A 13349-nucleotide genomic window follows, 5' to 3' on the forward strand; every position below is an offset into this window, starting at 1 on the left:
ATGGCCGAATCGTTCCCGACCCGCGCGCGACGCGGCGCCACCTTCGCGTCGGGCAGCCGCGCGCTGCCCCGCTGGCACTATCCGGCCGCGCTCCTCGCGGGCGCCGCCAACACGCTGAGCTTCGCTCCCACGCCGCACGGCGGCTGGCTGCAGCTGCTCGTGTTCATCTGGTTCTACGCGCAGCTCGCACGCAGCGCGACGCGCGCGCAGGCCACGCTGACCGGCGCCGCGTTCGGCTTCGGCAACTTCCTGTCGGGCATCTGGTGGCTGTTCATCAGCATGCATGTGTACGGCGAGATGGCCACGCCGCTCGCGGCCGGCGCGCTGGTGCTGTTCTGCCTCTACCTCGCGCTCTATCCGGCGCTCTCGTCGCTGGCCTGGGCGCTCGCCTCGGGCAAGCGCGCGGGGCAGGCGTTCGCGCCGTCGTGGCACGGCGCGTTCGCATTCGCGAGCGCCTGGGCGCTCGGCGAATGGGCGCGCGGCACCGTGTTCACCGGCTTTCCGTGGCTCGCGAGCGGCTATCCGCAGGTGGACGGCCCGTTCGCCGGCTACGCGCCGGTGGCGGGCGTCTACGGCATCGGCTGGGTGCTCGCGCTGTTCGCGGCGCTGGTCGTCAACGCGCTCTTGCGGGCGCGCCGCGCACGCGGCGGCGCGCTCGCGCCGGCCGCGCTGGCCGCCGCGCTCGTCGCGCTCGGCCTGCTGCTGCCGCTGGTGCCGTGGACCCAGCCCGAGAACAAGCCGCTCAGCGTGCGCCTGCTGCAGGGCAACGTGAAGCAGGACGTCAAGTTCGAGCAGGCCGGCATCGACGCGGCGATCCGCATGTACACGAAGATGATCACCGAGAAGCCGGCCGATCTCGTCGTCACGCCCGAAACGGCGATCGCGGTGATGATCCAGGACGTGCCGGTGCCGTTCGCCAAGGCGGTGCGCAGCTTCGTCGACAAGACCGGTACCTCGGTGCTGTTCGGCGCGGTCGGCGACAAGATCCTGCCCGACGGCAGCATCGTCGACTACACGAACAGCCTGTACGGCGTGACGCCGGGCTCGATGAAGATCTACCACTACGACAAGCACCACCTGGTGCCGTTCGGCGAGTTCATCCCGTGGGGCTTCCGCTGGTTCGTGAACCTGATGAAGATGCCGCTCGGCGACTTCGCGCGCGGCGCGCCGGTGCAGGCGCCGTTCCTGGTCCACGACCAGCCGGTGATGGCCGACATCTGCTACGAGGACATCTTCGGCGAGGAGATCGCGGCGACCGTGCGCGACAACGCGCCGTCGCCGGGCGTGCTCGTCAACGTGACGAACCTCGCCTGGTTCGGCGACACCATCGCGCTCGACCAGCACCTGCAGATCGCGCGGATGCGTTCGCTGGAAACCGGCCGGCCGATGCTGCGCGCGACCAACACCGGCATGACTGCGGCGATCGACGCGCACGGCCGCGTGATCGGCCGCCTCAAGCCGTTCACGCTCGGCTCGCTCGACGTGACGATCGAGGGCACCCAGGGCATCACGCCGTTCGTCGCGAACGGCAACGCGATCGTGCTGGCCGTGGCCGGCCTGCTGCTCGCGTTCGCGCTGGTGGCCGGGCCGCGGCTGCGCCGGCGCGGCTGAGGCCGCGCGCCGCCCGACGGCTGAAGGGCCGGGCCGACGCTCGCGTCGGTGCCGGCCCGTTCGTTTCGATTCGGATCCATGGTTGTCGCGCGACGCCGCCTGCAGCGCTTGCGTCCATCGCAGCTGTCGTGCCTCACGCTTCAACGGCCGGGCGCCACCCATCCCCGCCTTGCCGACGTCACCGGCATCGCGCCAGTCCGCCCCCTCTCACCACGCCCCGCCCGTCCCCGCCAGCGCGCGCAAATCCTGCGCGACCGCGTCGAGCACCGGCTGCCATTGCATGAAGGCCGGCTGTCGGTACAGCGTCGCGGCGGGGTACAGCGGGCTGTCGCGCCGTTCGAGCTGCCAGACCCAGTGCGGATTGACGTCGAGCAGCACCCAGCTCGCCAGGCCGAGCGCGCCGCTCAGGTGCGCGATCGAGGTGCAGACGGTGATCACGAGGTCGAGCGCGCCGAGATAGGCGGCCGTGTCGTCGAAGCTGCGCCATTCGGCGCTGTGATCGACGATCGGCAGGCCGAGCGCGCGCGCGGCCGCCACCTCGGCCTCGCCGCCCGGCTGCAGCGAGTGGAAGCGCACGCCCTCGATGCCCGCGAACGCGGCCGCGTAGCGCTCGATGCCGATGCGCCGGAACGGATTGCGCTGATGCCCGGCGCTGCCGCTCCAGGCGAGCCCCACGCGCAGCCGCTCGCCGGGCCGCGCCTCGGCCGCGAAGCGCGCGCGCCACGCGTCGCGCGCGGCCGCGTCGGCGCGCAGGTACGGCACGGCCGCGCCGGCCGCCGCGTCGGGCAGGCCGAGCTGCCATGGCACGCTGCCGATCGGCAGGTGATAGTCGGCGGCCGGCAGGCGCTCGACGTCGAGTTCGTCGCCATAAAGGTCGACGTGTTCGCCGAGGCTGCGCGAGAGCAGCGCGCCCATCTGCGGAAATGCATTCCAGACGAGCCGCCCGCCCTCGCGATGCACGCGCTCCCCCAGCAGCGGGATGGTCCGGCACAGCTGCAGCAGGTCGCCCATGCCCTGCTCGCCCCACACCAGGAGCGTCTTGCCCGCGAGCGGCTCGCCGTGCCAGCGCGGCGCCGGCAGGGTCGGGCGCAGCGCGCGCAGTTCGGTCGAGCCCTGCCAGCGCGCCTCGTGGCCGAGCCAGCCGTCGGCGAAGTTGCCGCGCACCAGCTGGATGATGGCGAGATTGAAACGGAACGTGGCGTCGTCGGGCGAGAGCTCGAGCGCACGCCGCGCGCAGTGCTCGGCCTCGTCCCAGCGCTGCGCCTCCTTGTAGGCGCAGCTCGCGTTGTTGCGCGCGAGCGCGTTGTCGGGCACGAGCGCGAGCGCCTGCGCGGCGGCATCGAGCGCACGCGCGAGATCGCCGCGTGCGCGATACGAGACGATCAGGTTGATCCAGGCCTGCTCGTCGCGCGGGTTCGCCTCGACGGCCTGCTCGAACAGCGCGAGTTCCTCGGCCGGATCGCCCTTCGAGAGACGGATCGCGATCGCGAGGTTGTTGCGCAGCGACGGCCAGTCGGGTTCGAGCGCCAGCGCGCGGCGGTACGGCGCGAGCGCCTCGGCGTGGCGGCCGCCCATCTGCAGCGCGTAGCCGCAGTTGAACGCGAGCGCGGGCACGTCGGGCTCGATGCGCCACAGGCAGCCCGCGAGCTCGGCCGCGTCCGCGTGGCGCTGGCGCTCGATCAGGCTCGCGGTCAGCCGCGCGAGCGCCGCGTAGTCGAGCGAGTGCAGCCGCGAGGCCGCGTCGAGCCATACCGCGCGCGCCGCCTCGCGGCCCGCCGCGCCGGCGGCTGCGGCCTCGCGCAGGAAGTCGAGGAACGGCGAATAGAGCGGGAAATGCGGGTCGACGGGCGGTTTGAACATGAGCGTCATCGGTCCATGATCGGCGCGGACGGCCAGTCCACGCATCTTACCGCGCGGCGGCGGGGCTTCGGCGAGGCGGCAAATACCGTGCGGGTCGCGCGGGCCGCCGGCTGACGAGGCACGCAGCGGTCGCGTCCGCGCGCGCCCCATCGCCGTCCGCTCGCCACTCGCGACTCGAGCCTCGTTCACACCGCCATTCGCAGCCCGCGCGCCCTTCATTCACGACACGATCCACGCCCTCATCGACGACCCAGACACTCGCCGCAACGCCCGCATGCAGGCTCCCCGACAGCCCGTCCCGGCCATCACGGCCGCAGCGTCGCGCCGATCCGGTAAAATTACGCGCTTTACGCCCATCCAAGCCGCGCGCCGGACTGGAGCCCCGGCCCGAGTCCGCTCGCGCCGGCTGCGCCACCGGAACGCAAAGCGCCTACGAAGGCCCCTCATGCTCACGTTTCAGCAAATCATCCTGACGCTCCAGTCCTACTGGGACAAACAGGGTTGCGCCCTGCTCCAGCCGATCGACATGGAAGTCGGCGCCGGCACCTCGCACGTCCACACGTTCCTGCGCGCGATCGGCCCCGAGCCGTGGCGCGCCGCCTACGTGCAGCCCTCGCGCCGTCCGAAGGACGGCCGCTACGGCGAGAACCCGAACCGCCTGCAGCACTACTACCAGTACCAGGTGGTGATGAAGCCGGCGCCGGAGAACATCCTCGACCTGTATCTCGGCTCGCTCGAGGCGCTCGGCTTCGACCTGAAGCAGAACGACGTGCGCTTCGTCGAGGACGACTGGGAAAATCCGACGCTGGGCGCCTGGGGCCTCGGCTGGGAAGTCTGGCTGAACGGCATGGAGGTGACGCAGTTCACCTACTTCCAGCAGGTGGGCGGCCTCGACTGCAAGCCCGTGCTCGGCGAGATCACCTACGGCATCGAGCGGCTCGCGATGTACCTGCAGAAGGTCGAGAACATCTACGACCTGGTCTGGACGGAGTGGGAGGAACTCGGCCCGAACGGCCCGGAGATGCGGCGCCTGACCTATCGCGACGTCTATCACCAGAACGAGGTCGAGCAGTCGACCTACAACTTCGAGCACGCCAACGTCGACCTGCTGTTCACGTTCTTCAACAGCTACGAATCGGAAGCGAAGCGCATGATCGAGGCGAAGCTCGCGCTGCCCGCCTACGAACTCGTGCTGAAGGCCGGCCACACGTTCAACCTGCTCGACGCGCGCGGCGCGATCTCGGTGACCGAGCGCGCGGCCTACATCGGCCGGATCCGCGCGCTGTCGCGGCTCGTCGCGCAGAGCTACTACGAATCGCGCGAGGCGCTCGGCTTCCCGATGATCGGCAACCCGGTGCGCGGCGTGCCGGGCCTCACGACCGACGCGCAGGACGCGGCGCAGCCCGGCTGGGTGCCGCCGCTGAAGGCCGAACGCAAGATCGACCAGGACTGACGAGATTCCCCCCATCATGACGCACATCCAATCCGCTCCGCTGCTGGTCGAACTGCTGACCGAGGAACTGCCGCCGAAGGCGCTCGCGCGTCTCGGCGACGCGTTCGCCGAGGGCATCGCCCAGCGCCTCGCCGCGCGCGACCTGACCGACGGCGCGCCCGTCTTCGAACGCTACGCCACGCCGCGCCGGCTTGCCGTGGTGATCACCAACGTGCGCGCCGTCGCGCCGGACCGCCAGGTCCGCGAGAAGGTGCTGCCGGTGTCGGTCGCGCTCGACGCGGCCGGCCAGCCCACCGCGCCGCTCGCCAAGAAGCTCGCCGCGCTCGGCCACCCGAACCTGACCGTCGCCGATCTCGAGCGCGCGCAGGACGGCAAGGCCGAGGCGTTCTTCGTCAACTATTCGGCACCGGGCGCGACGCTCGCCGACGGCCTGCAGGCCGCGCTCGACGAGACGCTCGCGAAGCTGCCGATCCCGAAGGTGATGACCTACCAGCGCCCCGACGGCAGCGACGTGCAGTTCGTGCGCCCGGTGAAGCGCCTGACCGTGCTGCACGACACGCGCGTCGTGCCGGTGTCGGCGTTCGGCATCGATGCCGGCGACACCACGCTCGGCCACCGCTTCCTGTCGGACGGGCTGGTCGCGATCGGCTCGGCGAGCGCCTATGCCGACACGCTGCGCGAGAAGGGCCGCGTGATCGCGCACTTCGTCGACCGCAGGGAATCGATCCGCACCGCGCTCGCTGAGCGCGCCGGCGGCGACGCCGTGGTGATGCCCGAGTCGCTGCTCGACGAGGTCAACGCGCTGGTGGAATGGCCGGTGGTCTACGCCTGCAGGTTCGAGGACGAGTTCCTGCAGGTGCCGCAGGAATGCCTGATCCTGACGATGCAGACCAACCAGAAGTATTTCGCGCTGACCGACGCGGCCGGCAGGCTGCGCTCGCGCTTCCTGATCGTCTCGAACATCGAGACGGCCACCCCGGCCGAGATCATCGACGGCAACGAGCGCGTGGTGCGCCCGCGCCTGGCCGACGCGAAGTTCTTCTTCGAGACCGACAAGAAGACGCCGCTCGCCGAGCGCGTGCCGCGCCTCGCCAACGTCGTCTATCACAACAAGCTCGGCTCGCAGCTCGCGCGCGTCGAGCGCATCGAATCGCTGGCCGCGCAGATCGCGCCGGCCGTCGGCGCCGACGCCGCGCTCGCGCAGCGTGCCGCGCGGCTCGCGAAGGCCGACCTGCTGACCGACATGGTCGGCGAGTTCCCGGAACTGCAGGGCACCATGGGCACCTACTACGCGCGCCACGACGGCGAGGCGGACGAAGTGGCCGTGGCCTGCACCGAGCACTACCAGCCGCGCTTCTCGGGCGACACGCTGCCGGCCGCGCCGGTCAGCACCGCCGTGGCGCTGGCCGACAAGCTCGAGACGATCGTCGGCATCTGGGGCATCGGCCTCGCGCCGACCGGCGAGAAGGATCCGTTCGCGCTGCGCCGCCACGCGCTCGGCGTGCTGCGTCTGCTGCTCGAGAAGCAGCTGCCGCTCGACGTTCGCGGCCTGCTGCGCGCCACCTACGCGAGCTTCGCCGACATCGCCGGCGTGGCCGAATCGACCGACGCGATCTACGCGTTCTTCCTCGACCGGCTGCGCGGCCTGCTGCGCGAGCGCGGCTACACGACGGGCGAGATCGACGCGGTGCTGGGCCTCGAGCCGACCCGCATCGACGACCTGATCGCGCGCCTCGATGCGGTGCGCGAGTTCACGCGCCTGGCCGAGGCCGAGGCGCTCGCGGCCGCCAACAAGCGGATCTCGAACATCCTCAAGAAGTCGGAAGGCGGCGCGCCGGGCGCAGTCGACGCGGCGCTGCTGGCCGAAGCGGCCGAGCAGGCGCTCGCCGCCGAGCTCGCGCAGGTTGCCCCGCGCGTGCAGGCGCAGCTCGCTGCGCGCGACTACACGGGCGCGCTGTCGGCGCTCGCCGCGCTGCGCGCGCCGGTCGACACGTTCTTCAACGACGTGATGGTGAACGCCGAGGATCCGGCGCTGCGCGCCAACCGCCTCGCCCTGCTCGGTGCGCTGCACCAGCAGATGAACTGCGTGGCGGACATCTCGAAGCTCGCCGCCTGAGCGCCCCCGACCGCAGCCCAACCCGCCGCCTCGGGCGGCCCACCGCCAGCCAGCGCCAGGAGAGCACGCCATGCCGACGAGTGCCAACCGCAAGCTCGTCGTCCTCGACCGGGACGGCGTCATCAACGTCGATTCGGACGCGTTCATCAAGACGCCCGACGAATGGATCGCGCTGCCCGGCGCCCTCGAGGCGATCGGGCGGCTCAACCACGCGGGCTACCGCGTGGTGGTGGCGACCAACCAGTCCGGCATCGGACGCGGGCTGTTCGACATGGCCGCGCTCAACGCGATGCACCTGAAGATGCACAAGGCCGCCGCGGCGGTGGGTGCGCGCATCGACGCGGTGTTCTTCTGCCCGCACACGGCCGGCGACAACTGCGAGTGCCGCAAGCCGAAGCCCGGCATGATGGCGATGATCGCCGAACGCTTCGAGATCGAGCCGGACGAGACGCCGATGGTCGGCGACTCGCTGCGCGACCTGCAGGCGGGCGCCGCGGTCGGCTTCCAGCCGCACCTGGTGCTGACCGGCAAGGGCCGCAAGACGCTGGCGGCCGGCAACCTGCCCGACGGCACGCGCGTCCACGACGACCTGCGCGCCTTCGCGCTCGATTTTCTGTCCCGGGAACATGCCTGAGCCGGCACCCGCCGCCTCTCGCCACCCAGTTCCACCGCTTCCGAGCCCCTAGCCGATGCGCCTCCTCCGTTCGCTGCTGCTGCTGATCTTCTTCGTGCTGTACACGGTGCCCTACGCCACCGCGTGTTTCATCGCGTTCCCGTTCCTGCGTCCCGACGCGCGCTACTGGATGGCAGCCGGCTGGTGCCGCTCCACGCTCGCGGTGGTGCGCTGGCTGAACGGCATCCGCTACCGCATCGAGGGCTTCGAGAACCTGCCCGACGGCCCGGCCGTGCTGCTCTCGAAGCACCAGTCGGCGTGGGAGACGCTCGCGTTTCCGGCGCTGATGCCGCGTCCGCTCTGCTACGTGTTCAAGCGCGAGCTGCTCTACGTGCCGTTCTTCGGCTGGACGCTCGGGCTGCTGCACATGGTCAACATCAACCGCCGGGAAGGCAAGAACGCGTTCGACTCGGTGATCCGCCAGGGCAAGAAGCGCCTCGCCGAGGGCGCCTGGGTGATCATGTTCCCGGAAGGCACGCGCACCCCCACCGGCAGCCAAGGCAAGTACAAGACGGGCGGGGTGCGCTTCGCGGTGGGCACCGGCGCGCCGGTGGTGCCGATCGCCCATAATGCGGGGCGCGTGTGGCCGCGCAATTCGTTCATCAAGTATCCGGGTATAGTCACGGTGTCGATCGGCAAGCCGATCGATTCGCGCGGCCTCACCCCGGAGGAGCTGAACACGCGCGTCGAGCAGTGGATCGAAACGGAAATGCGCCGCATCGATCCCGACGCCTATCGTGACGAACGCGGCGACAGCCGCTGACGCGACGAACGCCGCCGCGCCGGCGGCGCCGCGGGCGATGCCCGGCCGGAGCCTGCCGCACGATTCTGATTCAAGGTTTCATTCATATTGCGCACCGCCAAACGAAGCGAACTGATGCCCAAGCGTCCCAGGCCACGGCCCGCCGTCGTCGCACTCGATCACCACCAGCTCGATCTGCCGCTGTTCGACGGCCCGCTGCCGCCTGCGCCGTCCGCCTCGCCGTCGCCCGAACGCGACCGTTCGCTGCGCTCGCTGACGCTCGACGGCCGTGTCCTCGAATACCGGCTCAAGCGCTCGGCGCGCCGCACCATCGGCTTCGCGATCGACGGCAGCGGGCTCACGATCACCGCGCCGCGCTGGGTCACGCTCGCCGACATCGAGGCCGCGATCGCCGAGAAGCGCCGCTGGATCTTCGTGAAGCTGGCCGAATGGCAGACCCGCATCGAGCAGCGCGCGCTGCCGCAGATCGACTGGAAGGACGGCGCGCGCATCCCGTTCCTCGGCAAGCCGGTCGAGATCGCGCTGGCGTCGGCCGACGGCTCGCTCGCCTACGATGCCGAGCGCTCGGTACTCGCGCTCGGCCTGCCCGCGCATGCGGAGCCGCAGCAGATCAAGGACCGCGTGCAGGGCTGGCTGCAGGGCGAGGCCCGGCGCATCTTCGGCGAGCGGCTCGCGGTGTACGCGCAGAAGCTCGGCGTCAGCTACAGCGCCTATGCGCTGTCGTCGGCCTCGACGCGCTGGGGCAGCTGCTCCAGCGACGGCAAGATCCGCCTGAACTGGCGGCTCGTGCATTTCCCGGTCTCGATCATCGACTACGTGGTCGCGCATGAACTCTCGCACCTGCGCGAGATGAACCACAGCCCGGCGTTCTGGCAGACGGTCGAATCGATCTTCCCGGAATTCCGCGAGGCGCGGCACACGCTCAAGCACCATCCGCCCGAACTGCTGCCGGCGCTGTGAGCGCTGCCGGCCCGCTCCAATGAAAAACGGCGCCTCATGCGAGGCGCCGTTTTTTTCATGCATCCGGCTCAGTGCGACTTGCGCTGGATGAATTCGATCTTGTAGCCGTCTGGATCCTCGACGAACGCGATCACGGTCGTGCCGTGCTTCATCGGGCCGGCTTCGCGCGTGACCTTGCCGCCTTGCGCCTTGATGCGCTCGCAGGCCGCGTAGGCGTCGTCGACCTCGATCGCGAGGTGGCCGAAACCGGTGCCGAGCTCGTAGGACGGCGTGTCCCAGTTGTGGGTCAGCTCGATCACGGTGCCGGTCGATTCCGCTTCGTAGCCGACGAACGCGAGCGTGAATTTGCCTTCCGGGTAGTCGTTGCGGCGCAGCAGCTTCATGCCGAGCAGCTCGGTGTAGAACTGGATCGAGCGGTCGAGATCGCCGACGCGCAGCATCGTGTGCAGCATTCGCATGGTTTGGTACTCCGTGGGGAACAATCTGGGGGACGGCCGAATTTACCAGACACGGCCGATTTTCGCCGGGTGGAAAGCGAACACGGCGGCGAGCCGTGGCGAACCACGGCAGCCCGTGAACGGCAACGCGCGGCGCAGGCGGCGGCGTGCCAGCCGCCGAAGCCGCGCCAACCGGATCAGAGCCGGATCAACTGCCGGCGGCAGGCCGCGTCGCGGCGACCGTGCGCGCCAGCGTCACGTATTCGGCCACGCCGACATCCTCGGCGCGGCGCGCCAGATCGAAGCCGAGCGCGTCGAAATCGACCGTGTCGCGGTACGCGCCGAGCGTGTTGCGCAGCATCTTGCGACGCTGCGAGAACGCCGCCGCGACCACCTCGCCGAGCACGCCGACGTCCACCTCGAGCAGCTCGTGCGGCGCGTAGGGAATCATCCGCACGATCGCCGAATCGACTTTCGGCGGCGGCTGGAACGACTCGGGCGGCACGTCGATCAGCTTGTCCATCACGTAGCGGTACTGCAGCATCACCGACAGCCGGCTGAACGCCTTGCTGCCCGGCTCGGCCACCATCCGCTCGACCACCTCGTTCTGCAGCATGAAGTGCTGGTCCACCACGCGCTCGGCGAACGTCATCAGGTGGAACAGCAGCGGGCTCGATATGTTGTAGGGCAGATTGCCGATGATGCGTAGCGACGGCTTCTCGCCCGGCAGCGCGAGCGCGCCGAAATCGAACGCGAGCGCGTCGCCGGCATGCAGCTCCAGCAGGTCGCCGAAGCGCTGCTTGAGGCGGCCGATCAGGTCGCGGTCGAGTTCGACCGCGTGCAGCGGCGCCTCGGGCGTGGCGAGCCGCTCGATCACGGGGCCGGTCAGCGCGCCGAGGCCCGGGCCGATCTCGACCATGCGCTCGCCGCGCTCGGGGCGGATCGTCGAGACGATCGAATCGATCACGCCGGTGTCGACGAGAAAGTTCTGCCCGAAGCGCTTGCGCGCGAAGTGTCCCTGGTGCTGTCTGCTGTTCGACATCGAAAGAATGAAACGAAAGTGGAGCGGGCCGGCGCGTCAGGCGCCGCGGCGGTGGCGCGCCATCGCGACCGCGGTATCGAGCGCGGCGATCAGGCTGCCCGCGTCGGCGCGGCCGGTGCCGGCCAGGTCGAGCGCGGTGCCGTGATCGACCGAGGTGCGCACGATCGGCAGGCCGAGCGTGACGTTGATGCCTTCGCCGAACGTGGCGAACTTGAGCACCGGCAGGCCCTGGTCATGGAACATCGCGAGCACGCAGTCGGCGTGCTCGAGGTAGCGCGGCTGGAACAGCGTGTCGGCCGGATACGGCCCGCGCGCGTCGATGCCGCGCGCCTTGGCCGCGGCCAGCGCCGGCGCGATCACGTCGATCTCCTCGCGGCCGAGATAGCCGTTCTCGCCCGCGTGCGGGTTCAGGCCGGTGACGAGGATGCGCGGCGCGGCAAGGCCGAAATGGCGGCGCAGGTCGGCGTCGATGATGACGAGCGTCTCGACCAGCGAGTCGATCGTCAGCGCGGCCGACACGTCCCTGAGCGGCAGGTGCGTGGTGGCCAGCGCCACGCGCAGCGGCCGCTCGCCGGTGCCGGCCAGCATCATCACGACGCGCGGCGTGCCGGTGCGTTCGGCCAGGTATTCGGTGTGGCCGGTGAACGGCACGCCGGCATCGTTGATCGTGCTCTTCTGCAGCGGCGCCGTGACGATCGCGTCGTAACGGCCCGCCACCGCGCCGTCGATCGCCGCGTCGAGCAGGCCCAGCACGTAGCGGCCGTTGGCCGCGTCGAGCTGCCCGGCCCGCGCCGGCACGGCGAGCGGGCGATGCGCCAGCTCCACGCGGTTGCCGGCGCCGAGCGCGGCCGGATCGATGCCGACCGCCTGCGCGCGTTCGGCGAACAGCGCCGCGTCGCAAAGCACCTCGAAGCGCGCGTCGGGCCAGCGCACCGGCGCCTCGGCCAGCGCGCGCGCGCTCAACTCGGGGCCGACCCCGGCCGGCTCGCCGGTGGTGATCGCGATGCGCAGCGTCGGGTCGGTGGGCATGGCGGGCTCGCTCAGAGTTGCGGCTGGCCGATCTTGATCTGCACGTAGGACGAATCGCGCAACTCGCGCAGCCAGTCGGCATAGGCCTGCTCGGCCTTGCGCTGGCCGATCGCCTGGCGTGCGATGTCCATCTGCTGCTGGACCGAGCCTTCCGCGTCGCGGCGGCCGAGCACCTGGATCAGGTGATAGCCGTACTCGGTGCGCACCGGGTTGCTGATCTGGCCGTCCTGCAGCGTGTTCATGGCGCGCTCGAATTCCGGCACCGTCTCGCCCGGGCTGATCCAGCCGAGATCGCCGCCCTGCGAGGCCGAACCGTCCTGCGAGTAGGTGCGCGCGAAGCTCGCGAAATCGCCGCCCGCCTCCACCTGGTTGCGGATGTCGATCAGTTGCTGGCGCGCCTGCGCCTCGGACTTGCCTTCGCCGACGCGCAGCAGGATGTGGCGCACGTGGGTCTGGACGATCTTCGGCGACGCGGCCGAGGTGCCCTGCGCCGTGCGGCGGTCGACCAGGCGCACGATCTCGAAGCCGTCCGGCACGCGGATCAGCGTCGGGTTGACCTGGCCCGGGCGCAGTTGCGCGGCGGCCTGCACCACGTCGGCCGGCAGCGAGCCCGGCGACTTGAAGCCGAGGTCGCCGCCCGACTTCGCGTCCTTCGCCTCGGAATTGTTCTTCGCGATCCGCTCGAAATCGGCGCCCGGCGCGAGCGCCTGCTTGAGCAGGCCGTCGGCCTTCTTCTGGGCGGCGTCGATCTGCGTCTCCGGCGCGTTCTGCGCGGCCGCCACGAAGATGTGCTCGAGCCGCAGATCCTGCTGCGAACCGGCGTTCGGGCCGCGCTGGCTCGCGATGTAGCTCGCCACCTCGGCGTCGGACACGGTGATCTTGCTGTCCACTTCCTTCTCGCGCAGGCGCGAGAGCATCAGCTCGGTACGCGCGTCGCTGACGAAGATGCTCCAGGGCACCCCTTCGGCCTCGAGCCGCGTGCGGTACTGGTCGAGCTGCATGTTGTTGGCGGCCGCCAGACGCTGCAGCGTGGTCTGCACCATCGCGTCGTCCACCACGATGCCGTCATCCTTCGCCTTCTGCACCTGGATGCGCTCCAGCACCATCTGGTTCAGCACCTGCAGGCGCAGCTCGTCGGCGGGCGGCACCGGCGCCTTCTGCTGCTGCAGCCGGCGCGCGATCAGGCCGACCCGCTGGTCCAGCTCGCGGCCGGTGATCACGTCGTTGTTGACGACGGCGACGACCTCGTCGGCCAGCGCCGCGCCATTCGAACCGAGCGCTTGGGCGACCGCCGGCGTGACGGACAGCAGCGACATGGCGGCGACGAGGCCGGACACGATTGCTGCGAAGCGAAGGGTTTTCTTCATTGCCACGGAGACTCCATTGAAAGCAGGCTGGCCGGCAC

General features: G+C 70.5%; 11 protein-coding genes. 6 read left to right on the top strand and 5 right to left on the bottom strand.

The annotated features are described in order from the left end of the window. Window positions 1-1611 carry an apolipoprotein N-acyltransferase gene (gene lnt, locus BpN12_RS30965; RefSeq protein ID WP_246795931.1) on the top strand — a complete coding sequence of 537 codons (1611 nt, stop codon included), beginning with the start codon at window positions 1-3 and terminating at the stop codon, window positions 1609-1611. A gap of 207 nt (window positions 1612-1818) precedes the next feature. On the opposite strand, the gene BpN12_RS30970 is transcribed toward lnt, so the two are convergent. Beyond that, on the bottom strand, window positions 1819-3471 hold the full coding sequence (locus BpN12_RS30970) for a tetratricopeptide repeat protein (protein WP_246795932.1): 1653 nt from the start codon (window positions 3469-3471) through the stop codon (window positions 1819-1821). A 445-nt stretch (window positions 3472-3916) separates the two neighbouring features. On the opposite strand from BpN12_RS30970, the gene glyQ reads away from it, so the two are divergent. From glyQ to BpN12_RS30995, 5 genes are all read left to right on the top strand, one after another. Next, the gene (gene glyQ, locus BpN12_RS30975) at window positions 3917-4924 is read left to right on the top strand and encodes a glycine--tRNA ligase subunit alpha (protein ID WP_080937244.1); all 1008 of its coding nucleotides are present in this window, start codon (window positions 3917-3919) and stop codon (window positions 4922-4924) included. A gap of 16 nt (window positions 4925-4940) precedes the next feature. Next, window positions 4941-7040: a glycine--tRNA ligase subunit beta gene (glyS, locus tag BpN12_RS30980; protein WP_246795933.1), complete on the top strand. Its 2100-nt coding sequence runs from the start codon at window positions 4941-4943 to the stop codon at window positions 7038-7040. A gap of 70 nt (window positions 7041-7110) precedes the next feature. Next, complete coding sequence (gene gmhB, locus BpN12_RS30985) at window positions 7111-7674, top strand: D-glycero-beta-D-manno-heptose 1,7-bisphosphate 7-phosphatase (RefSeq protein WP_246795934.1); 564 nt, start codon at window positions 7111-7113, stop codon at window positions 7672-7674. Between the two features lie 55 nt (window positions 7675-7729). Further along, window positions 7730-8476 carry a lysophospholipid acyltransferase family protein gene (locus BpN12_RS30990; protein WP_246795935.1) on the top strand — a complete coding sequence of 249 codons (747 nt, stop codon included), beginning with the start codon at window positions 7730-7732 and terminating at the stop codon, window positions 8474-8476. A gap of 114 nt (window positions 8477-8590) precedes the next feature. Next, window positions 8591-9436, top strand: coding sequence for a M48 family metallopeptidase (locus tag BpN12_RS30995; protein WP_246795936.1), 846 nt, complete (start codon window positions 8591-8593; stop codon window positions 9434-9436). Window positions 9437-9504: 68 nt separating this feature from the next. Here the strand turns inward: BpN12_RS30995 and gloA are convergent, their stop codons facing one another. From gloA to BpN12_RS31015, 4 genes are all read right to left on the bottom strand, one after another. Next, window positions 9505-9894: a lactoylglutathione lyase gene (gloA, locus tag BpN12_RS31000; protein ID WP_246795937.1), complete on the bottom strand. Its 390-nt coding sequence runs from the start codon at window positions 9892-9894 to the stop codon at window positions 9505-9507. Window positions 9895-10081: 187 nt separating this feature from the next. Then, the gene (gene rsmA, locus BpN12_RS31005) at window positions 10082-10915 is read right to left on the bottom strand and encodes a 16S rRNA (adenine(1518)-N(6)/adenine(1519)-N(6))-dimethyltransferase RsmA (protein ID WP_246795938.1); all 834 of its coding nucleotides are present in this window, start codon (window positions 10913-10915) and stop codon (window positions 10082-10084) included. 36 nt (window positions 10916-10951) lie between these two features. Further along, window positions 10952-11944 carry a 4-hydroxythreonine-4-phosphate dehydrogenase PdxA gene (gene pdxA / locus BpN12_RS31010; protein WP_246795939.1) on the bottom strand — a complete coding sequence of 331 codons (993 nt, stop codon included), beginning with the start codon at window positions 11942-11944 and terminating at the stop codon, window positions 10952-10954. Between the two features lie 11 nt (window positions 11945-11955). Beyond that, window positions 11956-13311, bottom strand: a complete 1356-nt coding sequence (locus tag BpN12_RS31015; RefSeq protein WP_246795940.1) for a peptidylprolyl isomerase — start codon at window positions 13309-13311, stop codon at window positions 11956-11958. Between the last annotated feature and the right edge of the window lie 38 nt (window positions 13312-13349).

The organism is Burkholderia perseverans (assembly GCF_022870505.1).
Lineage (GTDB): Bacteria > Pseudomonadota > Gammaproteobacteria > Burkholderiales > Burkholderiaceae > Burkholderia > Burkholderia plantarii.